Consider the following 22,880-nt stretch of genomic DNA (forward strand, 5'->3'; position numbering starts at 1 on the left):
AACGGATGTCTGGGCGCGTGCGGGGTAAGACACAATCAGACCTGTCCCCGAGATCGGAATCAACGACCATGAGACGTTATTCAGCATTTGCCATCGCCCGCGAAGCCGCCCGTTTCCACACCGGTTGGGAGCGTGCATGGCGTTCGCCTGAGCCGAAAAAGAAATACGATGTCATCATCGTAGGTGCCGGGGGCCATGGGCTCGCCACGGCGTTCTATCTGGGCAAGAATTTCGGTATCACCAATGTGGCGATCATCGAAAAGGGCTGGCTGGGGGGCGGTAACACCGGCCGTAACACCACCATCATCCGCTCGAACTATCTGCAGGATCCCTCGGCGGCGATCTACGAGAAAGCCCGCTCGCTCTATGAGACCATGTCTCAGGACCTGAACTATAACGTCATGTTCAGTCCCCGCGGCGTGATGATGCTGGCGCAGACCCAGTCCGAAATCCGAGGCTACGAGCGCACGGCGCATGCCAATGCCCTGCAAGGCGTGACCACGGAATTCATCGGCCCTGAGCGCGTCAAGGAACTGGTGCCGATCATCAACATCGATGGGCCGCGTTATCCTGTCTTGGGTGCGCTCTGGCAGGCACGTGGTGGCACTGGTCGCCATGACGCCGTGGCCTGGGGCTATGCGCGGGCGTGCTCAGACATGGGCATGGACATCATCCAGAAGACCGAAGTCATCGGTGTGCGGCAAGAGGGCGGCAAAGTCACCGGCGTCGACACCACCAAAGGCCCCATCGATTGCGACAAGCTGGGTCTGGTCGTCGCGGGCAACTCGGGCGATCTGGCCAATATGGCCGGTTTCCGTCTGCCAATGGAATCCGTCGCCCTGCAGGCGCTGGTGTCTGAGCCGATCAAACCCTGCATGGATGTGGTTGTGATGGCCAACACCGTGCATGGCTATATGTCTCAGTCAGACAAAGGCGAGATGGTGATCGGCGGCGGCACTGACGGGTTCAACAACTACACCCAGCGCGGATCGTTCCACCATGTTGAGGAAACTGTAAGGGCGCTGGTTGAGACCTTCCCGATCGTCTCACGCCTGAAAATGTTGCGCCAGTGGGGCGGCATCGTGGACGTCACCGGCGACCGCTCACCCGTCATCGGCAAAACACCCTTGGGCAACTGCTTTATCAACGCAGGCTGGGGCACCGGCGGCTTTAAGGCCATCCCCGGCGGCGGCTGGGCCACAGCCGAGCTGATCGCCAAGGGTGAACCCGGACCGCTATCCGCCGAATTCGGCATGGACCGTTTCATCGAAGGTCGCTTTATCGACGAAAGCGTAGCAGCAGGGGTGGCGCACTAATGGAATTTTACCTGACCCAATGCCCGGCATTGCCGGGCAGCGCCCGCCCCGCCCCCATGGGCGGGCGCTTCACGCCCCCCCTCGGGACGGGCGCTGGCCTCATTACTTTGCAGGAGATAGCCCAATGCTAACCCTTCAATGCCCCTATTGCGGCGTCGATGCCGAAGAAACTGAACTGCACGCCGAAGGCGAAGCGCATCTCAAGCGTTTTGGCCCGGGCTCGTCGGATGACGACTTTGAGACCTATCTCTTCATGCGCGAAAACCCCAAGGGCGTGCATTTCGAACGCTGGCGGCACAGCAATGGCTGCGGCAAGTTTTTCCACGCCGCCCGTTCAACCACCACACTTGAGGTCTTTGGCACCTATAGCGCGCAGACCTATGAGCCGCCGCAAGACATCAAAGACAAGATCACCGCCAAATATCCCGGCTGGTCCTGGAGGGAATTCGCATGAGCACACGTCTCGCCACCGGAGGCCGTTTGCTGAACAAAGGCAAACAGCTGAATTTCACCTTTAATGGCAAGCAGTTGACCGGGTTTGAGGGCGACACGCTCGCCAGCGCCCTGTTGGCCAATGACCAGATGATGATGGGCCGGTCGTTCAAATACCATCGCCCGCGTGGGGTTGTGGCCTCTGGCGCCGAAGAGCCTAATGCGCTGATGAATATGGGCAAGGGCGGCAAGTTTGAGCCGAACCAACGCGCCACCACAACCGAGCTGTTTGATGGCCTGACCTGCGCGTCGCAGAACCACTGGCCGTCGCTGGAGTTCGACGTCGGTGCGGTCAACAACTACATGACCCGGTTCTTCCCGGCAGGGTTCTACTATAAAACTTTCATGTTCCCGAAATTCGCGTGGAAACATGTGTTTGAACCCATCGTGCGCCAATCCGCCGGTCTGGGCCAGGTGCCCAAAGACCGCGATGTCGACACCTATGAACACTTCTATGCCTATGTCGACATTGCGGTGATCGGTGGCGGTGTTGCCGGATTGCAGGCCGCCAAAGCGGCGGCATTGTCCGGTGCCAAAGTTCTGCTCATGGAGCAAACCGCCCATTGGGGTGGCCGCGCGGCCACCGATGGCGGCGAGGTCGATGGCAAACCCGTTGCGGATTACATCGCCGATCTGGTGGCCGAACTGGACGCAATGGACAACGTCACCATGCGCACCCGCATGATGGGCTCGGGCGTGTATGACCACGGCTATGTGCTGGGCTACGAGCGTGTGAACGATCACACCCCCGGCAATGATGGCCCGCGTCACCGTCTCTGGCGCATCCGCGCCAAGCAGATCGTGACCGCAACCGGTGCGATCGAACGCCCCTTGTCCTTTGCGGGCAACGACATTCCCGGCGTCATGCTGGCCGCTGCCATTCGCGATTATGCGGCGGATTACGGCGTGTCTATTGGTGATCGCACTGTGGTGGTAACCAACAACGACGACGCTTACCGCACAGCGATTTTGCTGAAAAACGCGGGCCTCGAAGTGCCCGTGATCCTTGATGCCCGCGCAGGCGGCGGCGGGGCACTGGCCGAAGAGGCACGTGCCCTTGGTATCCGCATTGAGAACGGCAAAGGCATCGCCAAGGTCAAGGGCGGCAAGCGCGTGACCAGCGTCGCGATCTGTTCGCAGGCCGGGGAAGGCGCTGTTTTGGAGGAGATCCAGTGTGACGCGGTTGCCATGTCCGGTGGCTGGTCGCCAGTGGTGCACCTGTGGTCGCACTGCGGTGGCAAGCTGACGTGGGACGACGCCCAGGCGCATTTCCGCCCCGACGCGACCCGCGCGCCAACCAATCAGGACGGCATCGGCTTTGTGGTGCCTGCCGGCAGCGCAAACGGCGAAATGGACCTCGCGGCGATCCTGAACGATGCCCATGATGCGGGCAAAGCAGCCTCCAAAGCTGCCGGTTTCAACGCCACCCGCAAAGCTGCCCCCAAGGCCGACGCGCAAGCCGAGGCTGCAATGGAACCTGTCTGGCTGATGCCACAGGGCGCTGGCCCGAAACTGCGCATCAAAGCGTGGCTCGATTTCCAGAACGACGTCAAAGTGTCGGATGTGCGGCTGGCCGCGCAAGAAGGCTACGAGAGCGTCGAACACACCAAACGTTATACCACGCTGGGCATGGCGACGGACCAGGGGAAACTCAGCAATATCAACGGTCTGGCAACGCTTGCTGGACAATTGAATGCACCAATTCCTGCGGTCGGCACAACCACATTCCGCCCGCCCTATACGCCGATCAGCTTTGGTGCGATTGCAGGTGAGGCACGCGACGAAGTGTTCCAACCGCTGCGCCGCACCACGATCCACGGCTACCATGAAGACGTGAACGCCTTCTACGAACCCGTTGGTCAGTGGCGTCGCCCCTACACCTTCCCGCGCAAAGGCGAGAGCCATGCGGACGCGGTGAAACGGGAAATTCTGCAAACCCGCGACAGCGTGGGCCTGCTGGATGCCTCCACCTTAGGCAAGATCATCGTCAAGGGGCCGGATGCGGGCAAGTTCCTCGACATGCTCTACACCAACATGATGTCCAACCTGAAACCGGGCAAATGTCGCTATGGATTGATGTGTTCGGAAAACGGGTTCCTGTCGGACGACGGCGTGGTTGCGCGGATCGACGAGGACACGTTCCTCTGCCACACCACCACCGGCGGTGCCGAGCGTATTCACGGCTGGATGGAAGACTGGCTGCAATGCGAATGGTGGGACTGGAAAGTCTATACCGCCAATGTGACCGAGCAATATGCGCAAGTCGCGGTTGTGGGCCCCAATGCCCGCAAGGTGATCGAGAAACTTGGCGGTGACATGGATGTCTCCAAAGAGGGGCTGGCGTTCATGGAGTGGAAAGACGGCAAGATCGGCGATTTTGACGCCCGCGCTTACCGGATTTCCTTCTCGGGTGAGCTGTCTTACGAGATCGCCGTGCCTGCGTCGCAAGGCCGTGCCTTTTGGGACGCCCTGATGGAGGCTGGCGCCGAGTTCAACATCATGCCCTATGGCACCGAAGCCTTGCACGTGATGCGCGCCGAAAAGGGGTTCATCATGATCGGGGACGAAACCGACGGGACCATTATTCCGCAGGATCTGGGCCTCAACTGGGCAATCTCTAAGAAGAAAGAGGATTTCCTTGGCAAACGCGCGCAGTTGCGCAGCCATATGGCTGATCCCAACCGCTGGAAACTGGTGGGGCTGAAAACCGTCGATGGCTCGGTCATCCCGGATGGCTCTTATGCGATTGCCGCAGGCTCCAACGCCAACGGTCAGCGCAATACCCAAGGTCGCGTGACCTCGACCTACTATTCACCGACGCTGGACTGTGGCATCGCCATGGGACTGGTGCACAACGGGCCGGATCGCATGGGCGAGGTGATCGAGTTCAACAAGGTTGATGGCAGCACCGTAAAGGCCGAAATCGTCAATCCGGTGTTCTATGATATGGACGGGGAGAAGCAGAATGTCTAATGCAGTAAGCGCCCTAAACAGCGCCTCATTTGAAGGCTTTGCAACAGTCACCGAGACCGGCCTGCGCGGCATGATCACGCTTCGCGGTGATCTGTCCTCGGCCAAGCTGAAAGCTGCCGTAAAGGCCGCCACCGGCGCCGCCATTCCGGACGTGCGCCGGGTTACAACAGGTAAGGACGGCATGGCGGCATGGATGTCGCCGGACGAATTGCTGATCTTGTGCGACTATGCCTCAGTGAATGACACAATCGCGACGCTGACCGCTAAACTGACGGGTGAACACGCCTTGGCCGTCAATGTGTCAGACGCCCGCGCTGTATTTCGCATCGCAGGTGACGGTGCGCGCGAAGTTTTGGCCAAATTGGCCCCGGTTGATTTGTCCGCCGGCGCGTTTCAGGCTGGTGATTTTCGCCGTTCTCGGATCGCGCAAGTGGCCGCGGCGTTCTGGCTGAATGACGACAACAGCTTTGAATTGGTCTGTTTCCGGTCCGTCGCGCAATACGTGTTTGACGTGCTGAAAGTATCGGCGCAGCCGGGCGGCGAGGTTGGGTTCCTGTAACCTGTCGACAATTTGACACGAAACTAAAAAGGGTCGCCTCGATTGGGCGACCCTTTTTGCTGACCATTTGCTCGCGCGAAATTGCCGCGTGGAGGCTGAAGTCTTTTCGTGCGCCGTTCAAAGTCACGGGCCCTACAAGATCATTGGCAAAAAAATCGTGTTTGATGTCAACCCAAAGGTAAAAAGGTGATGTTTGCTGATCAGGTTCTTGCCTACCTTGAGCAAATGCCGAAGCCGGAAAAACTGCACCGTTACAACGACAAAGTTGGGATTGTGCCATGAAAGTTGCGCGCGTCGGTGGGCAATGAACGTCCTCGGGGCGTGCCCTAAACATTCACTTGCAAGCCCGTTTATGATCGCAAAACCAAAGCGATTACGGTTTCTGGCTGCATAGATCCGATTGGCCAAATCGAGGGCACTGGCATTTGTGCCAGCGCCACGCACAAGACTTAAAAGATGCAGAAAAGGCCAAAAACCGGTGAGGTAGAGGATGACAGCTGTCATTCAGCACGCAAAAGCCAAAGTTGTGATGAAGATGTGTGCGCAGAAAATGGAAACCATCACGCAAAGCCAGTAATTGCTGTTAGCCCTTTGATTTTCACACTCAATTGGCATTGATTTCTGCAGCTCAGATCACACATAGTTATGTGTGCATCAATTTGGTTGTGGCCAGCTTTAGGAGAACAGAAATGAAAATTGCAATCGCGACGGTTGCCTTTGTTACCGCACTGCTACCTGCAACCAATGCATTGGCCGAGCAATGGTCCTGTTCCTTTCCCAACCAGCGACTGGATGCTTGGATCCGGGGCCAAATAATGGTGTCTACCGACGGCACCGAGGCGACGGTGTTTGACTCGCTTATCAACGAGGCGCACGCAGGCCCGATAGGGGCCCGTGTCACGGCCAACAACGACAAACGACTTACCGCCAAATGGACGCTCAAACGGATTGAGCTACGCCACGGCTTTGCTCCACGTATTGATTATACGCTGACCTATCTCAAGGACACCGGGCGCGCCAATATCACGGCCACCGCGCCTTTGCTGGAAGACTACAACAACGCAGACCGTGCAGGTGGTAACTTTGTGGCTTCCGGTAGCTGCAAGCCTCGATAGCCTGATTTCTCTGCCAAAAACCGCAAGTTGTCCGGTTTGCGCTTGACCTTTGCCGCCTTCCTCTCGCATTCAGTAACCAGAAACCGCACGAACAGAAAAAGGAGCCCGACAATGGCTTTTGAACTTCCCGATCTTCCCTATGCACACGACGCGCTGGCCGATCTTGGCATGTCGGCTGAAACGCTGGAATTCCACCACGACCTGCACCACAACGCTTATGTGACCAATGGCAACGCTGCCATCGCGGGCACCGAGTGGGAAAGCAAGTCGATGGAAGACATCATCACTGGCACCTATAATGCGACGTCTGTTGCTCAAAACGGTATCTTCAACAACATCTCGCAGCTGTGGAACCACAACCAGTTCTGGGAAATGATGGGCCCGAACGGCAACGCCATGCCGGGTGAGCTGGAAAAAGCTCTGGTCGAGAACTTTGGCTCTGTTGACGATTTCAAGTCGCAGTTTGCAGCCGCTGGTGCCGGTCAGTTCGGTTCAGGTTGGTGCTGGCTTGTGAAAAACGCTGACGGGTCTTTGGCTGTGACCAAAACCGAAAACGGCGTGAACCCGCTTTGCTTTAACCAGACCGCTCTGTTGGGTTGCGACGTATGGGAGCATTCCTACTACATCGATTTCCGCAACAAGCGCCCTGTGTACCTGACCAACTTCCTTGAGAAACTGGTCAACTGGGAAAACGTTGCTTCGCGCATGTAACTCCAAACACAATCTACCTTTTGAAAACCCCGCGCCCTCGTGACGCGGGGTTTTTCTTTGCGCTTGGGGCAGGGCAGGGTCATGATTTGGCCATAGGAGGACCGCCCCATGACCAAAGCTGCCGAAGACGCCCTTATTGCTGAAACTCTTATCGACGGTGTTTTGACCCTGACCCTTGGCGCAGGCACGGCCCACGCCCTGTCCAGCGCCATGCTTGCGGCCTTTAATGCCGCCTTGAAACGTGCGGGCGGCAATGATGCGGTCCGGGTCATCGTGATCCATGGACCCGGCCACATCTTCTGTGCCGGGCATGACCTCAAGGAAATTGCAAAACACCGAACCGATGCGGATGACGGAAAGGCGTATCTGCGCCAGTTATTTGACGATTGTGCCGAAGCCATGCAGCGCCTGACCAAAGGCCCGAAACCGACGGTTGCCATGGTTGATGGCATTGCCACAGCCGCAGGCCTTCAGATCGTCGCTGCCTGTGATCTGGCCTTTGCCTCGGATCGGGCGACGTTCTGCCTGCCGGGTGTGAACAACGGCGGGTTTTGTTCCACGCCCGCAGTGGCTGTCGGGCGGGCCATGTCTCGCAAACATGCGATGGAAATGGCGCTGTCCGGTGCGGTCTATGACGCCCGCTGGGCTCAAGATGCCGGACTGCTCAATCGCGTGACGTCTTCTGCAGATTTGTCCGCCACCGTTTATGATTTTACCAAAACGCTGTCCACACGCCACGGCCCCGCCATTTCTAGTGGCAAGCAAACTTTTTACGATCAGATCGAACAGCCATTGGGTCAGGCCTATGAAACTGCCACAGAGACGATGCTAGGCCATTTTATGGACCCACTTCGCATAGCTGAAGAAAGAAAAACCTGGGGTGACACCTAAGGCGGCTTGTCTTTGACACAGTCCCACGCCATCAGTGGCTGCATTGATCCGGGAGAACATCAATGAGCGAAGCGGCCAAGGGTGTTCTGGCGATGGTTGCGGCCTGTACCATCTGGGGGCTGGGCCCGATTTACTGGAAGCTGCTGGCTCATGTTCCCGCGATCGACGTGATTGCGCAGCGCACGCTATGGTCTGCAGTAACCTTTGTTCTGATCCTGGCCTTTCAGCGACGTCTTACCGTGCTTTGGGCCGCCTTGCGCCACCCGCGCGTGGCTTTGACGGTGTTTCTGGCCGCTCTGATGATTTCACTGAACTGGTTTACGTTTGTCTGGGCCGTGGGGAATGGCCGTACGGTCGAGGCCAGTTTGGGCTATTTTCTCTTTCCTCTGGTGGCTGTGATTGCGGGCCGTGTAATCTTTAAAGAACACCTTGGGGCCTTGCAAAAATTGGCGGTGGGATTGGCCGCCTTTGCGGTGGTGGTTCTGACGGTGGGGTTGGGCGTGTTGCCGTGGATCGCGTTGGTTCTGGCAGCAAGCTTTGGTCTTTACGGGGTGATCAAGAAAGGGCTCGATATGGGCCCTGTAGTATCGGTCACCGGCGAAGTTCTGTTGCTCAGCCCTCTGGCCCTCTTTTTGATCCTCACCAGCCCCTCGGGCACCGGAGGCCTTGGCAATGCGTGGCAGGACGCAGCTCTATTGGTCTTTTCCGGCGTTTTCACCGCCACGCCTCTGATCCTGTTTTCCTATGCCGCGCGGCGTGCGCCATTATCGACTGTCGGGTTGGTGCAATACCTGAACCCAACCCTGCAGTTCTTCTGCGCCGTAGCGATTTTTGGAGAACCATTTGGGTTCTGGCACGCGGTCAGTTTCCCGATGATCTGGGTGTCACTGGCGATCTACACCTATGCGTCCTTGCGTCAGGAAAAACTCCGCAAAAGGGCGGCTTCTAAAGCGTCCACATCATCGACCACCTGAATGAATTCGAGGATCGAGGCGTCCGCAAAACCTTGGGCGATCACATGGTCCATCAATGCCGTCAATGGCGACCAGTAGCCTTCGACATTGACCAGAAAGATCGGCTTTTCATGCAAGCCCAGCTGGCGCCATGTCAGCACCTCAAAAAATTCGTCCAGCGATCCGGCACCACCGGGTAAGACCACAATCGCGTCCGAGTTCATGAACATGACTTTTTTACGCTCATGCATATTTTCTGTCACCACATAGCGCGTCAGATCGGTCTTGCCGACTTCCCATTTGACCAGATGGTCCGGGATCACGCCAAAGGTATCACCACCATGCGCCTGCGTGGCATTGGCCACGGCGCCCATGATGCCGATATCGCCAGCGCCATAGACCAGCCGCCAGTTTCGCGCGGCCAGAATGCCACCCAGCTTGACCGCTTCAGCCTGATAGGTTGCGCTTTTGCCCAAACGTGCGCCGCAAAAGACACAGATTGATGGCTGTTGCATGGAGTTCCCCGATATGTTCAAACCTGTTTTGACCAGTGTTAGACAGGTTGATAAGGTCTCTCAACCGTTAAGGCTGGCGGAAACTGGGGAAATGCTGCCATGAGCAAATTTGCGTCCTTCCTTGGGGGGAACGTCGTCGTCGCGAGCGGAGCTGCCGTAGCAGCCATTGTTGCCGTGATTGTTGTGGCCACCGGCGTATTCCGGTCTCCTGATCCGCAACCAGAGCCGGTTGTGGCGGCCCCCGTCACCAGCACGCCTGAAACGGTGGCGCCGGTTGAGACTGAGACGCCGGCCGAGACCAAAGAGCCAGTTCCAGAACCCGAGACCGAAACTGTCGCCAAACCTGCCCCGGAAACCGAACCCGAAGCGGCCCCTGTCATTGCTGAACCCGCACCCGTTCCACCGTCCATCGCTCCAACCTTTGATCTGGTACGTGTGGAACCCGATGGGCGCACGTTGGTGGCAGGCATCGCTGCTCCCGGCGTGGAAATTTCCATCATTCTCGACCGCGACGAAGTGGCGGTAACCTCGACCGACGCCTCCGGTAAATTTGTGAGCTTTCTGAACATTGAGGCCAGCGACAAGGCGCGCGTCATGAGCCTCGTTCAAAAAGGTGAGGGCGGGCTTGCCTCAGAAGCAACTGTCATTATCGCGGCGACCCCAGTTGTGATTGCCTCGGTTGTGGAACCAGAGCAAGAGCCGACAAGTACGCCTGTTGAAGAGACCGCGGTTGAAACGGCCACGACCGAAGACACCTCTGTTGCTCCGACTGAAGAGCCCGCCGCAGAAAGTGCGGCCACACAACCCTCCGCAGTTGCCACCGCCGAGGTTCCAGAGCAGGCAGAGACCACTGAGACCACTGAGACCACTGAAACCGCTGAGGCCACTGAAACCCCGGTCACCACGACTGTTCTTTTGAAAGACCCGTCTGGCGTGACCGTTATGCAAGCGCCAAACGAAGCCTCGCCCGAGGTCATGTCGACGGTTGCCTTGGATGCCATCAGCTATTCCGAGGCAGGTGAAGTGCAACTTTCTGGCCGCTCCGGTCAAGAAGGCTTTGTGCGCGTCTACCTCGACAACACGCCCGTCACGACGTCCCGGATTGAAGAGGACGGAAATTGGCGCATGGAACTGCCGGACGTCGACACCGGGGTCTACACCCTGCGGGTGGACGAGGTGGCAAAAGATGGAACCGTGGTGTCGCGGGTTGAAACACCGTTCAAACGCGAAGATCAGGAAACGCTGAAGGCCGCAACCGAAGACGCCGTGGCAGACGCGCAAGTGGTCACTGTTCAACCCGGTTCAACCCTATGGGCGATTGCCGATGAACGTTATGGCGACGGTGTCATGTATGTGCGTGTGTTTGACGCCAACCGTGACCGCATTCGTGACCCCGATCTGATCTATCCCGGTCAGGTGTTCGCACTGCCAGAAAACTGATCCAGCTCTGCAACTATGATTGTGAGTGTCGACAGTGCCGTGACGTGGGCTCTGGTCCTGTCAGACGGGTTCTGAGGAGACAATGAAGGCTGTGTGAGAAGAACTGCCATTTGGCATACTATCAGCATGGGCAACTTCCGGCCCTTTGCCGAACTTTGTGGGCGTTGCAGTGAATGTCAGGTTCGATGGCAGGATTGATTTGAAAAGCATTTCCACGCATTATCGGTTTCACGGTGTCGACCCATTTCAATCACGGTCCCTCAAAAATTTGAATGATAGACACAATTGTTTGAGCTTTTTTGTTTCTGTACCTGCTATCGATAGATGCTGAATTTGTGTCTCGCCTGTCGTACGGTGCTGCTGACAGAAAATTGCAATTGACCAAGTAGGCAAACAGGAATTCACAATGGCTAATTTTGCAACTCATCAGATCTACCACGTCATTTTTCTTGGCTGCACTCTTTCCCTCGCTCATCAAGCCGTATCCCAGGAATTGGGTGACCTGGGATCTCAGCCGACTGAGAAAATCGAGTATTCACCTTACATAAATGACGATTTTCCAAATCAGGTTTTTTTTGGGGATACACATTTGCACACTGCTTACTCGGCAGATGCCGGTCTGGTTGGGGCAATTCTGACCCCGGATGACGCCTACAAGTTTGCCAAGGGTGAAGAAATCACATCGTCCAATGGAATTCCTGCGCGTTTGCAACAGCCACTAGATTGGCTGGTGGTGACGGACCATGCAGAAAACCTTGGCCTGCCCATCGCGCTGGAAGAAGATAGCCCCGCCCTTCTGGAGAATGAGTGGGGGCGCAAGATCAGCGAAATTTACGCACCACGTACAGATGAATCTCGGGCTTTGTCCTATGATACCTGGATGCAAGACGCGCTCAACATCGTCACCGACCCGCTTGCAGGAACTGGCTTCAGCGAGGCCATGTGGCCGCGTGTTACGGCTGCTGCCGAACAGCACAATCAGCCGGGCGCCTTTACCGCGTTGATCGGCTATGAATGGACGTCTGGACCAAACGGCAACAACTTGCATCGGAACGTCATATTTCGGGATGGCAAAGCACTGGCAGACCAAATCATTCCGTTTAGTGCCTATGATTCCGAAGACCCTGAGGCGCTTTGGGACTGGCTTGAGAACTACGAAAGCCTGACCGGAGGGCAGGTGCTGGCAATCCCGCACAATGGGAACCTGTCCAACGGGCTGATGTTTGATGATGTCACCCTTTCAGGTGAGCCGATTGATCGCACCTATGCGTTGCGCCGTCAGCGGTGGGAACCGATCTATGAGATCACCCAGATCAAGGGCGACGGAGAGGCACACCCCCTGTTGTCGCCACAAGATGATTTCGCGGACTACGGAACCTGGGACAAAGGCAGCTTTGGGCCAGAACCCAAGACAAACGATATGTTGCCCAAAGAATATGCCCGCAGCGCATGGAAGCGCGGCATGGCCTATGAAGATGATTTTGGGGTGAACCCGTTCAAATTTGGCGTGGTTGGATCAACGGATTCTCATACTGGCCTGTCTACAGCGCAGGAAAGCAACTTTTTCGGCAAGGTGTCGCTGGTTGAACCTTCGGCCAATCCGCATCGCTTTGAAGAGCGCATCACGGGACGTTTTACTCCGGATGACCCATCTGATGACCTGACCCATGCAGACGGGCTAGCCGCCGGGCTTGCGGCCGTCTGGGCGCGTGAAAACACACGCGAGGGGATTTGGGACGCGCTCATGCGCAAAGAAGTCTTTGCAACAACCGGCACACGTATGCGTGTGCGCGTTTTCGCAGGGTTCGGTTTTACTGAAGATGACCTTACCCGTTCCGACTTTGCCAAATTTGGCTATGCAAACGGAGTGCCGATGGGCGGCGATTTAATCGCTGACGCCCAAACGCGCGCGCCGAAACTTTTGGTTCGGGCGCTGCGTGACCCTAATGGAGCCAATCTTGATCGTGTTCAGATCGTTAAGGGGTGGCGCACAAAGACTGGCGATTTGCACGAACAGGTTTTTGACGTCGCGTGGTCAGATGACCGTGTTGTCGGAGATGACAACAAGCTGCCGCTGGTTGGCAATACTGTCGATGTCGAAACCGCAACCTACCGCAACTCAATAGGGTCGCCATTTCTCGAGGCATTTTGGGAAGATCGCGATTTTGATCCGGGCCAACGCGCGTTTTACTATGTCCGTGTTCTGGAAATCCCGACGCCGCGCTGGACCACATTTGATGCTCTGATGTTTGGCGTGGATCGACCTTCCCATCTTAAGCCGTGGCAACAAGAAAGAGCCTATTCATCGCCCATTTGGGTCACACCAAAGTAAAACTCCAAATGACGCTCTGAAACCTGCGCTCCTGTTTGCAAGGAGAAGATGAAAACTCGCACAGCAGGCCTTGGTACGTCCCGCAGTGAATGACCGCTTCCCGCACGCATTACTACTTTGTACGATTTCAGCATCCTTCGCACTGGACACAAATCAGACATTTGACACTTTTTACTCAATTATTTGAACCCGAAGACAAAAGTAATCGGCCTTGATCAGCATTTTTTGCGCGCCCCTCTGGTCATCGACCTGAGGGACGCTTAACTCTGTGGCCAGGGAACAGGAAAAACACATGTCTCAATGGCGCACGGCCTCCGCCGAAGAATTGGCACGCAATGAAAAACGCTCGGGTTGGCGCACAATCCGCAATGTCGCGCCATACCTGTGGCCCGAAGACCAGTCTTGGGTGAAATACCGCGTTGTGCTGGCGATGGTTGCATTGCTGGCGTCCAAGCTGATCGCCGTGACAACCCCTATTTTGTACAAATCCGCCGTGGACTCTCTGGCAGGAGAAGGCGTGCCACCGCTGGCACTTGGGGCGATTGGCGTGACCATTGCCTATGGCATGGCACGACTGATGACCAACGGCTTCCAGCAACTGCGCGACGCGATTTTTGCCAAAGTGGCACAAAGCGCGCTTCGACAACTGGCATTAGAGACGTTTGAGCACATCCACCGCCTGTCGATGCGCTATCACATCACCCGTAAAACCGGGGGCCTCAGCCGCATTATCGAACGTGGCGTCAAAGGCGTTGAATTCCTGTTGCGGTTCCTTTTGTTCTCAATTGGCCCGCTCGTGCTGGAATTGTTGATGATTGCTGTCATTCTGTTTTGGCTGTTTGACGTCTGGTATCTGGCCATCGTGGCCGGCACCATCGCGGCCTATGTCTGGTTCACCTTTAAAGTCACCGAATGGCGCGTGAAACTGCGCCGTGAAATGAACGATCAGGACACCGACGCCAACCAAAAGGCCATCGACAGCCTGCTGAACTTTGAGACCGTGAAATACTTTGGCGCCGAGGCCCGCGAAGCCGCCCGCTATGACGTGGCCATGGCCGGATATGAACGCGCGGCGCTCAAGACATCTTATTCTCTGGCGGCGCTGAATTTTGGCCAATCTTTCCTGATCACCTCGGGCCTTGTCGGAGTTATGGTTCTGGCCGCAATTGGCGTGCAGAATGGCACCCTGACAGTGGGTGATTTTGTGATGGTCAACGCCTATATGATCCAGATCACCATGCCGCTGAATTTTCTAGGAACGGTTTACCGCGAAATCCGCCAAAGCCTTGTCGACATGGGGGAAATGTTTGATCTGCTCGAACAGCCATCGGAGGTTTCCGACAAAAAAGATGCGCCGGAACTGGCCATAAATGGCGGCGAGATTTCCCTTGAGAACGTGCATTTTGGCTATGATGCTGAACGCCCTATCCTGAAAGGCGTCAGCCTGTCTGTGCCCGCTGGCAATAACATTGCGATTGTGGGCGCCTCTGGGTCAGGAAAATCCACCATCGGACGACTGTTGTTCCGGTTTTATGATGTGGGCGAGGGGGCGTTGAAGATTGACGGCCAGGACGTACGTGATGTCACCCAAACCAGCCTGCATGACGCCATTGGTGTGGTGCCTCAGGACACAGTTCTGTTCAACGACACCATCCGCTATAACATCGCCTATGGTCGCGACGGGGCCACCATGGCCGAAATCGAAGATGCGGCTCGTGCGGCGCAAATCCACGACTTTATTCAGTCCCTTCCTGAAGGCTATGAAACCGCTGTTGGCGAGCGTGGGCTCAAGCTTTCGGGCGGCGAGAAACAACGGGTCGGCATAGCCCGCACATTGTTAAAAAACCCACCCATCCTATTGTTGGACGAGGCCACCTCAGCGCTGGACACGGAAACCGAGATGGAGATCAAGGACGCGCTGGCACGCGCTGGCGAAGGCCGCACCGTGATCACCATCGCACACCGCCTGTCGACCATTGCCGAGGCCGATCGCATCATTGTTCTGGAAAATGGTCAGATTGTCGAAGAGGGCACGCATTCCGATCTTCTGGACAGGAATGCCCGCTATGCTCAACTCTGGCTTCGTCAGCAATCCGAAGATGAATTGGTGGCATAGCCCGGTTTTTTGGCTTCGCGTCCCCGGAAACAGGCATGACGCAGCCATCCATCACCATGGTGACAATTGTTCGTAGTGCTTGAAGGCGCCTTGACCCGCATTTTCATAGCCAGCTTTCGCCTTCGTATGAAAGGCACAACCGGCAAGCGGGCATGGGGCGCGTCCTCTCAGAAGAGAGATAGCAGCCATCGTGATTGCTCTGGATTAGGGTGCGCCCCTTGGCCTGATGGCGATCACTCGGCTGCACGCAATCCTTTGTCATCCGGTGAAGGTGTGTCATCCGGGCTGTCCAATGCCGGGGCGTCCTTTGTAATTTCGACAGGCTCTGGTTCGTCCCACAACAACAAGGGGGCTTTGACTTTGCGGGCCGTGCGGCGCAGGTCCCAGTCACGCGCAGCCCGGCTGCTGCGGCCCATGGACAGGCGTGCCAAAAGGCGCGCCAACCAGCTTACATAAGTCGAGAACCACACGCGCAACGCCAGCATTGAAGGCGTGAACACCAGCGTCAGAACCGTGGCAATGCCAAGCCCAAAGACAACGGCAGTGGCCAGTTGTTTCCACCAAAGCGATGTGGGGCTGTCGATGGAATAGCCACCATTCACAAAATCTAGGCTCAGGCCGAACATCATAGGTGCCAAACCTGCCATCGTGGTGATGGTGGTCAGCAAAACAGGGCGGATGCGCGACTGGGCCGTGCGCACAATCGCCTCAATGCGTGGCATGTATTGCGAATATTCCTGATAGGTATCGATCAGAACAATGTTGTTGTTCACCACGATCCCGGCCAGCGCCACGATGCCGGTCCCGGTCATAATGATCGAAAACGCCTGATCCATCACCAACATGCCGATCAGAACCCCAGCCGTCGACAGAACCACAGCCAATAGCACCAGAACCGAGTTATAAATGCTGTTGAACTGCGCCAGCAGAATAATGAACATCAGTCCCAACGCACCGGCAAAGGCGCTCATCAGAAAAGCCTGGCTTTCGGCCTCGTCTTCAGCGTCTCCGGTCCACTCCCATTCGATGCCCGGAGGCAGGGGCTTGGTGTCCAGCCATTCGGTCAACACCGCAATACGTTCATTGGCATTCAACGGCACCGCCGTGAATCCTCGATCGGTGTAATCCTGTTTCAGGTCGGTGTCAGTGTTCCAAATGTCGCCATCCAGAACCTCGCGCTCGCCGGTTTCGGAATTGGTCAGCACCATCAGGTTGCTTTTGACCCCGGCTTTGACATCAAAGAAACGGCTTTGATCGACGCGTCGGATTTCGGCCAGCTTGGCCACCGGCTTGCGGGTTGTGAAATTCGACAGCGGCACCAGCCCGTCCGCCGTTCGAACTTTAAGTGAATCCAGCGTCGACAACACCCGATCGTCTTCCGGCAGGCGCACGCGGATTTCGATCTCTTCATCCGAGGTAGCCACCCGCATTGTGTCCAGCAGGATGCCGCGGGTCACAAGCTGCACCATGCCGCCCACAGTGGCCACATCCGCGCCATAGCGGCCCGCCTGGGCCACATCCACATTGATCTGCCAGTCGATGCCGGGCAGGGGGCGCGTGTCTTCGGTCAATTGAAGTCCGGGAGTTTCGTCAAACATGGCGCGCGCTCGTGTGGCGGCCTCGATCAGATCATCCCAATCGTCGCCCTTGACCCGCAGGTGCACAGGCTTGGCCGATGCCGGGCCACGCGAGGCTTCGAGAATTTCGATCTGCACACCGGCGATCTGGCTCAAATCTGCTTCCAGCTCGTCCAGCACAGTGTTGCCATCCCAGGCCTGATCTTTCACCGAGCGTTGAACCGCATAGTTGATCACCGGGATGGTGAACCAGTTTTCATAGATATTGGGGCGATCTTCCCATGGAATGGTCTCCAACTGGATTTGACCAATGGCATCTTTCGGGGCTTGCGCACCACCTGTGTTGCTGTCCAACCCGCCTTCACCGGCAAAGGCAAAGGCGGTTTTGACACCCGGATGTTTCAGAACAATGTCTTCGGCCTGCTGCAACAGATCGTCTTTTTGATCCAACGACAGGTTGCCACGCGCCAGCACATAGACAATCGCCTGTTCCGGTTCGGATTCTACGAAGAATTCCACACCTTTGTTGTTCTGTCCGAAGTATCCGAACACTGAAATCACAAAGGCAATCACGGCGGCAATGGTCACCAGTGGCATGATCGGATTGCCCGCGATCAGCTTGATAAACCAGCCGAATGCCGACAACTGACGCCCGGCGCGGACCTTTTTCTGACGACGCTCAAGTCGGGCCGCGTCCAAAGTTACGGACGACGCAAACGCCCCGGCCAGAAACAACAGAACCCCCGGGAGCAGGCTGCTCACACCGGAAGAAACAGGCTCTCCGCCAAACAGATAACCGGGGTTTAACGATTGCATCGACCCAAGGAAAATCAAGTAGAGAGAGGGCGGAACCAAGGCCGCGCGTACCCACCATGATGTGCGCTCGCGCAGCCATTCAGAAGCAATATGGAACTTGCGGCTCAGACGGCCAGATACACCACCCATCACAGGTAAATAGATCAGCGCCACCACCAGCGACGCCGACAAAACAAAGATCAATGTGACGGGCAGCATGCCCATGAACTGACCGGGCACACCGGGCCAGAACAGCATCGGCAGAAAGGCACAAAGCGTTGTCGCTGTAGACGACACAATGGGCCAGAACATACGTTTGGCGGCCTCAACATAGGCATGCATCGGGCCAACGCCCTGATGGATACGTTTGTCGGCATATTCGACCACCACGATCGCGCCATCCACCAACATGCCAACCGCCAGAATCAGGCCGAACATTACGATGTTTGAAATGGTGATGCCCATCGCGGCCAACAGCGCAAAACACAACAGGAACGAAGTCGGAATAGCAAAGCCCACCAACAGCGCGGCACGCGATCCCAAAGCGGCCAGCACCACGATCATCACCAGCGCAATCGCGGTCATAACCGATCCTTCAAGCTGACTGACCATAGAGCCAACGATGCGCGATTGGTCGTTTGATGTGCCAACTTCAACGGCGGCCTGCATTTCCGGCGGCCAGTCAGCGCTGGCTTTCTCAACCTCTTCACGCACCAGATTGGCGGTGTCGATCAGGTTGAACCCTTTGCGTTTCACCACCTGCAGCGCGACTGTGTTTTTGCCGTTAAAGCGCGCAGTGCCCAGACGATCTTCAAAGGTGAGGTTGATTTCTGCCAGATCGCCCAAGGTGACGATCCGGTCGCCATTGGTTTTGACGGGCAGGTCGTAAATATCGCGTGGCTCGTTAAACGACGACGGGATTTTTACGGCAAACTTACCTTGCGAGGTCTCAATTTCACCCGCTGCAATCAACTGGTTGTTGTTAACCACAACATTGATCAGCTCGCCTGCAGTGATGTTATAGGATTCAAGCCGCAGCGGATCGATAATGACTTCGACCATCTCATCGCGCCCACCCGCCATACCGGCCTCAAGCACCGCTTCCATCGTCTCAAGCCGATCCTGCAGGCGGTTGGCGATTTGCGACATGGTGCGCTCGGGCACATCACCGGTGAGATTGACGATGATGATCGGGAATTCAGAAAAGTTAATCTCGTTGATCGAGTATTTTTCAAAACCGTCAGGAAACTTGCCCTCGGCGGTGTTCATTGCGTCGCGCACATCAGCAATGGTTTTCGATTTGTCCCAGCCAAAATCGAACTCGACAAAAATACCGGCATAGTTTTCAGCCGCCGTTGACGTCATCTTGTCGAGACCGTCCAAATCGGACAGTTCGGTTTCCATTGGCTTGATCAGCAGCGCTTCGCTGTCAGCGGCGGAAATACCGGGGAAGGGGACGGATACAAAAAGACCCGGAATCTGAATGTCCGGCTCGCCTTCTTTGGGCAGGGTGTTATAGGCGTATCCCCCAACCGCAAGCGACAGGAAGATAAAGGCCAGCACCATTCGCGCACGGGCGGCGGCCCAGTCGACCATGCCGATCATTGATCAGCCTCCTGAAAGACCGCTTCGGCCTGCACACCTTTTACGACATATTCCTGACCGATGATGATGACATTTGCCTGATCTGCCAGTCCGGTGACCCAGATACCATCCGTCGAGTCGCGCATGATTGTGATCGCCGAGAAATCAACCAGGCCCTGATCGTCAATGGTGCGAACCCCCATGGTGCCTTCGTCATTCAAAGTCAGCGCAGATTGCGGTACCAAATGCGCATCGGCGCCATCCGCTTTGATGGCGATTTCGGCGGTTTGACCGTCACGGATCGCGAGGTCGGGGTTTGGCACGTCAATTTCCACACGAAACGTCCGGGTTGTCTGGTCTGCAGATCGCGACAGAAAGGTGACCAGGCCAGAGACTTCCTGACCGGTGGCCAATCGCGCGCCGGAAAACGCGCCGACCTTAAGGCGCGCAACTTCGGTTTCCGGGACAAACCCCACAACTTTGATCGGGTCCAGACGGATCACGGTGGCACAAAGCGATCCGGGCTGCATCAGGCTGCCAAGTTCGGCCGAGTCTGTCTCCAACAGGCCCGCAAACGGTGCCCGAATGGTCAGATGCTCAATCTCACGCTCTGCCACAGCCACGGCGGCCTCGGCGCCTTCAATCCCGGCCTCAGATGATTGAACACCCGAAATTGCGGCCTGAATGCCAGCTTCCGCCGCACGCACAGCCGCCTGAGCAGACGCCACACGTGTCTCAGAGGCAAAGCCGCCTTCTGACAGCTTCTTGGCGGCATTGTTGTTGATCTCGGCCTCTTCTAGGCGCGCATAGGCTTCGTCGAGACGGGCCTTGGTTTCAGGAACCCGCGCTTTGGCTTCAAGCAGGCGGGCTTTGGTTTCGCCCAAAGCGGCCTGACGCGTGCCAGGATCCAGTTCGCACAGGGTTTGACCTGTCGATACCCGCGATCCGCGCGGCAAGGGGGCTGAAATCACCCGAGCCGTGGTTTCGGCGCGTACTTCGACCTGTCGATCCGCTTCGGTCTGGCCGCGCAGAATGACCGCGCTGCCGATAGGAGAAGACTGTGATCTGATCGCGATCACCCGCACCAAATTCGTTTTGGGCGTCTCTGTGGCCGAGGCATCGGGCGTCTGATTTTGACTCATGTCCGGTTCAGCTGCCTCCGCCGACGCAAACGACATCAGGTCATCGCGTTTCACCACAATGAAGAAAAGGAAAACCGTCACCAGTACCGCGGTAAGAATTGGCACAATGCGCATCAGATGGAATCCCTGTCTGTTGTTGTTTGTCGTCTTGTTTTGTTGCGATTTAATTGCATCTGTACCAATTACAAGCGCGAATTTAATTTTTCTGAACTGATCGGTTCAGTTTAGACGTACATAACGTTTGGTGCAACCAACAGACTGTCTTTGCAAACGGTGGGTCTTGGCACTGTGTTTGCTTCGCTGTAAGAGGGGGCAAAATAAGGGAGTAGCGGCGTGAGCGACAGCGACAGTTTCATCGAAGAAGTCACCGAAGAGGTCCGCCGCGACCGTCTTTTCGGATATATTCGCAAATATGCCTGGGTTGCCGTCTCGGTGGTTGTTCTGATTGTGGGTGGTGCTGCCTATAATGAATACAGCAAGGCCCAACAGCGCGCGCGCGCCCAAGCCACAGGCGATGCGATTTACTCAGCTGTTGAGCAAAATGAAAACGCGGCCCGTATCGCATCCCTTGCTGCACTTGATCCAGAGGCCAAAGAAGCCACACTTGTGATTGATTTCCTTTTGGCGTCGCATCAGGTTGTAGAAGGTCAACATGCGGATGCCGCGGTAACGCTTGACCGGGTCGCCAACGCATCCGATCAGGATATCCCAGAGATTTATCGTCAGATTGCCCTGTTCAAATCTGTGGCAGCGCGCGGGTCCGAGATGGCGATGGCCGATCGCCGCAGCACGCTCGAAGCTATGGCCGCTCCTGGCGCACCTCTGGCATTGCTGGCTCAGGAACAATTGGCGCTGGCAGATATCGAAGAAAGCAAGACAGACGAAGCAATTGCCCGCCTAAGCGTGATAATCGTTGATTCCGGGGTCACACCGGGCTTGCTTCGACGCGCAACTCAGTTGATTGTAGCATTGGGTGGCGAGCTTCCGGCTATTCAAGCTGGGCAGGCAGGCTCCGAATAAGAACGAAATCGTGGGGGATCGGGCAGTGAGAACGCGAAATTTGGTACTGGCTCTGATTGGGGCATCCATTCTTATTGGGTGCGCTGAAAAGCAAGTCATCCTACCGGGAAAACGTGAAGAATTGCGTGGCGGCGAAGTGACCACCGCCAACGACCTCCAAAATCAAACCAAATCGATAAGCCTGCCGGGCCAGTCGAAAAATGCCTCCTGGACCCATCGTCCCGGATCCCAGATGTACCGGACATCAAACGCTGCGTTTTCGGCGCCTGCGACACTGATGTGGAGCGCCTCAATCGGCAAAGGCAGCAGTCGCAAGCAGCGCATTACCGCTGATCCGGTTGTCGCTGATGGCCGTGTGTTTACCATGGACAGCGAAGGCAACCTCAGCGGCTTCACAACCGCTGGTTTGCAAATCTGGACGCGCAACCTCACGCCGCCCAGAGACAAATCCACTGACGCGGCTGGGGGCGGACTTGCCTACAACAACGGCAAACTCTTTGTGACCACGGGCTTTGGCCGTCTGGAAGCGGTCGATCCCAAAACCGGTAAGATGATCTGGGAGCAACGTCTCGAAGCCATTGGCAGCGGGACACCCACTGTTTACGGCAATCTGGTTTATTTGGTGTCCGGCGATGAACGTGGCTGGGCCATTGACACTGAAACCGGCAAAGTTGCCTGGCAGCTGAACTCGGTGCCTTCGGTGACCAACGTTCAAAGCCCCTCTGCACCAGCCGTGAACGACCGTTTGGTTGTGTTCCCGTTTGGCTCGGGCGAGTTGCAGGCCACGTTCCGCCGCGGGGGCTTGCGCCTTTGGGACGCGGGCGTTGCGGGTGAACGCCTTGGCCGTGCGGTCAGCAAGATTGGCGACATCTCGGGGGACCCGGTGATTTCGGGCTCAACTGTTTATGCCGCAAACCACTCAGGACGTCTTGTGGCGCTTGACCTTGAAACCGGCGAACGTAAGTGGACGGCAGAAGAGGGCGCGCTAAGCCCGGTTTGGCCGGTTGGCAATTCGGTCTTTCTGGTCAGTGACCGCAACAAACTTGTCCGTTTGAACGCCAGCGATGGCGCACATGTCTGGAGTGTCGACCTGCCGTTGTTTGTAAAAGACAAACCCAAGAAACAAGCCTCTGTCTATTCGCATTTTGGTCCTATTCTGGCGGGTGGTCGTTTGATTGTTGCGTCGTCAGATGGTCTTTTGCGCAGCTTTGACCCTGCTTCCGGTGCTCTGTTGAGTTCGGTTGAAATCCCTGGCGGTGCGGCCTCAAATCCGGTTGTGGCAAGCGGGACGCTGTATGTGGTTGGCGGCAAGGGTGAATTGCACGCTTTCCGTTGACGCCGAATTGGTA

General features: G+C 56.6%; 17 protein-coding genes. 13 read left to right on the forward strand and 4 right to left on the reverse strand.

The genetic code is table 11. The annotated features are described in order from the left end of the window. The first annotated feature begins 68 nt into the window (after positions 1-68). The 4 genes from BUC32_RS03530 to BUC32_RS03545 all read left to right on the forward strand — a co-directional run bounded on the left by BUC32_RS03530 (position 69) and on the right by BUC32_RS03545 (position 5,340). On the forward strand, positions 69-1,316 hold the full coding sequence (locus BUC32_RS03530; protein ID WP_073249841.1) for a sarcosine oxidase subunit beta family protein: 1,248 nt from the start codon (positions 69-71) through the stop codon (positions 1,314-1,316). 124 nt (positions 1,317-1,440) lie between these two features. Then, positions 1,441-1,770 (forward strand): sarcosine oxidase subunit delta, encoded by a 330-nt coding sequence (locus BUC32_RS03535; RefSeq protein WP_073249507.1) that lies wholly within the window; start codon positions 1,441-1,443, stop codon positions 1,768-1,770. After that, a complete protein-coding gene (locus BUC32_RS03540) occupies positions 1,767-4,781 on the forward strand; it encodes a sarcosine oxidase subunit alpha family protein (protein WP_073249509.1) in 3,015 nt (1,004 codons plus the stop codon). Before BUC32_RS03535 ends, BUC32_RS03540 begins: the two co-directional genes overlap by 4 nt. Next, entirely contained in the window at positions 4,774-5,340 is a 567-nt protein-coding gene (locus BUC32_RS03545; protein ID WP_073249512.1) for a sarcosine oxidase subunit gamma, read from the forward strand. The genes BUC32_RS03540 and BUC32_RS03545 overlap by 8 nt, the downstream gene beginning before the upstream one ends. A gap of 132 nt (positions 5,341-5,472) precedes the next feature. Here BUC32_RS03545 and BUC32_RS03550 read toward each other — a convergent pair whose 3' ends face one another. Then, positions 5,473-5,844: a hypothetical protein gene (locus tag BUC32_RS03550; protein WP_073249514.1), complete on the reverse strand. Its 372-nt coding sequence runs from the start codon at positions 5,842-5,844 to the stop codon at positions 5,473-5,475. 185 nt (positions 5,845-6,029) lie between these two features. Between BUC32_RS03550 and BUC32_RS03555 the strand changes: the two genes are divergently transcribed. The 4 genes from BUC32_RS03555 to rarD all read left to right on the forward strand — a co-directional run bounded on the left by BUC32_RS03555 (position 6,030) and on the right by rarD (position 9,031). Then, a complete protein-coding gene (locus tag BUC32_RS03555; protein ID WP_073249516.1) occupies positions 6,030-6,455 on the forward strand; it encodes a hypothetical protein in 426 nt (141 codons plus the stop codon). A gap of 111 nt (positions 6,456-6,566) precedes the next feature. Next, the gene (locus BUC32_RS03560; protein ID WP_073249519.1) at positions 6,567-7,166 is read left to right on the forward strand and encodes a superoxide dismutase; all 600 of its coding nucleotides are present in this window, start codon (positions 6,567-6,569) and stop codon (positions 7,164-7,166) included. Between the two features lie 108 nt (positions 7,167-7,274). Next, complete coding sequence (locus BUC32_RS03565) at positions 7,275-8,057, forward strand: enoyl-CoA hydratase-related protein (protein WP_073249521.1); 783 nt, start codon at positions 7,275-7,277, stop codon at positions 8,055-8,057. A gap of 62 nt (positions 8,058-8,119) precedes the next feature. Next, on the forward strand, positions 8,120-9,031 hold the full coding sequence (gene rarD, locus BUC32_RS03570; protein WP_073249524.1) for an EamA family transporter RarD: 912 nt from the start codon (positions 8,120-8,122) through the stop codon (positions 9,029-9,031). On the opposite strand, the gene BUC32_RS03575 is transcribed toward rarD, so the two are convergent. Next, positions 8,974-9,525: an LOG family protein gene (locus BUC32_RS03575; protein ID WP_073249525.1), complete on the reverse strand. Its 552-nt coding sequence runs from the start codon at positions 9,523-9,525 to the stop codon at positions 8,974-8,976. The two genes, rarD and BUC32_RS03575, sit on opposite strands and share 58 nt — an antisense overlap. 99 nt (positions 9,526-9,624) lie before the next feature. On the opposite strand from BUC32_RS03575, the gene BUC32_RS03580 reads away from it, so the two are divergent. From BUC32_RS03580 to BUC32_RS03590, 3 genes are all read left to right on the forward strand, one after another. Then, positions 9,625-10,965: a LysM peptidoglycan-binding domain-containing protein gene (locus BUC32_RS03580; protein WP_073249527.1), complete on the forward strand. Its 1,341-nt coding sequence runs from the start codon at positions 9,625-9,627 to the stop codon at positions 10,963-10,965. 406 nt (positions 10,966-11,371) lie between these two features. After that, positions 11,372-13,297, forward strand: coding sequence for a DUF3604 domain-containing protein (locus tag BUC32_RS03585; protein WP_083599237.1), 1,926 nt, complete (start codon positions 11,372-11,374; stop codon positions 13,295-13,297). A gap of 292 nt (positions 13,298-13,589) precedes the next feature. Beyond that, on the forward strand, positions 13,590-15,413 hold the full coding sequence (locus BUC32_RS03590) for an ABCB family ABC transporter ATP-binding protein/permease (protein ID WP_073249529.1): 1,824 nt from the start codon (positions 13,590-13,592) through the stop codon (positions 15,411-15,413). Positions 15,414-15,646: 233 nt separating this feature from the next. On the opposite strand, the gene BUC32_RS03595 is transcribed toward BUC32_RS03590, so the two are convergent. Next, complete coding sequence (locus tag BUC32_RS03595) at positions 15,647-19,390, reverse strand: efflux RND transporter permease subunit (RefSeq protein ID WP_073249531.1); 3,744 nt, start codon at positions 19,388-19,390, stop codon at positions 15,647-15,649. Next, positions 19,387-20,625 (reverse strand): efflux RND transporter periplasmic adaptor subunit, encoded by a 1,239-nt coding sequence (locus BUC32_RS03600; protein ID WP_073249533.1) that lies wholly within the window; start codon positions 20,623-20,625, stop codon positions 19,387-19,389. Before BUC32_RS03600 ends, BUC32_RS03595 begins: the two co-directional genes overlap by 4 nt. A gap of 219 nt (positions 20,626-20,844) precedes the next feature. On the opposite strand from BUC32_RS03600, the gene BUC32_RS03605 reads away from it, so the two are divergent. Both BUC32_RS03605 and BUC32_RS03610 read left to right on the forward strand, forming a co-directional pair. Next, complete coding sequence (locus tag BUC32_RS03605) at positions 20,845-21,531, forward strand: hypothetical protein (RefSeq protein ID WP_073249535.1); 687 nt, start codon at positions 20,845-20,847, stop codon at positions 21,529-21,531. A 25-nt stretch (positions 21,532-21,556) separates the two neighbouring features. Further along, complete coding sequence (locus BUC32_RS03610; RefSeq protein ID WP_073249845.1) at positions 21,557-22,867, forward strand: PQQ-like beta-propeller repeat protein; 1,311 nt, start codon at positions 21,557-21,559, stop codon at positions 22,865-22,867. Positions 22,868-22,880: the final 13 nt, after the last annotated feature.

The organism is Shimia gijangensis, from assembly GCF_900142085.1.
Taxonomy (GTDB): Bacteria; Pseudomonadota; Alphaproteobacteria; order Rhodobacterales; family Rhodobacteraceae; genus Shimia; species Shimia gijangensis.

What these genes read in the sequence shown, in the direction of transcription:
- BUC32_RS03530 (WP_073249841.1), top strand. Translation starts at nt 69, where the DNA reads ATGAGACGTTATTCAGCATTTGCCATCGCCCGCGAAGCCGCCCGTTTC.
- BUC32_RS03535 (WP_073249507.1), top strand. Translation starts at nt 1,441, where the DNA reads ATGCTAACCCTTCAATGCCCCTATTGCGGCGTCGATGCCGAAGAAACT.
- BUC32_RS03540 (WP_073249509.1), top strand. Translation starts at nt 1,767, where the DNA reads ATGAGCACACGTCTCGCCACCGGAGGCCGTTTGCTGAACAAAGGCAAA.
- BUC32_RS03545 (WP_073249512.1), top strand. Translation starts at nt 4,774, where the DNA reads ATGTCTAATGCAGTAAGCGCCCTAAACAGCGCCTCATTTGAAGGCTTT.
- BUC32_RS03550 (WP_073249514.1), bottom strand. Translation starts at nt 5,844, where the DNA reads ATGACAGCTGTCATCCTCTACCTCACCGGTTTTTGGCCTTTTCTGCAT.
- BUC32_RS03555 (WP_073249516.1), top strand. Translation starts at nt 6,030, where the DNA reads ATGAAAATTGCAATCGCGACGGTTGCCTTTGTTACCGCACTGCTACCT.
- BUC32_RS03560 (WP_073249519.1), top strand. Translation starts at nt 6,567, where the DNA reads ATGGCTTTTGAACTTCCCGATCTTCCCTATGCACACGACGCGCTGGCC.
- BUC32_RS03565 (WP_073249521.1), top strand. Translation starts at nt 7,275, where the DNA reads ATGACCAAAGCTGCCGAAGACGCCCTTATTGCTGAAACTCTTATCGAC.
- rarD (WP_073249524.1), top strand. Translation starts at nt 8,120, where the DNA reads ATGAGCGAAGCGGCCAAGGGTGTTCTGGCGATGGTTGCGGCCTGTACC.
- BUC32_RS03575 (WP_073249525.1), bottom strand. Translation starts at nt 9,525, where the DNA reads ATGCAACAGCCATCAATCTGTGTCTTTTGCGGCGCACGTTTGGGCAAA.
- BUC32_RS03580 (WP_073249527.1), top strand. Translation starts at nt 9,625, where the DNA reads ATGAGCAAATTTGCGTCCTTCCTTGGGGGGAACGTCGTCGTCGCGAGC.
- BUC32_RS03585 (WP_083599237.1), top strand. Translation starts at nt 11,372, where the DNA reads ATGGCTAATTTTGCAACTCATCAGATCTACCACGTCATTTTTCTTGGC.
- BUC32_RS03590 (WP_073249529.1), top strand. Translation starts at nt 13,590, where the DNA reads ATGTCTCAATGGCGCACGGCCTCCGCCGAAGAATTGGCACGCAATGAA.
- BUC32_RS03595 (WP_073249531.1), bottom strand. Translation starts at nt 19,390, where the DNA reads ATGATCGGCATGGTCGACTGGGCCGCCGCCCGTGCGCGAATGGTGCTG.
- BUC32_RS03600 (WP_073249533.1), bottom strand. Translation starts at nt 20,625, where the DNA reads ATGCGCATTGTGCCAATTCTTACCGCGGTACTGGTGACGGTTTTCCTT.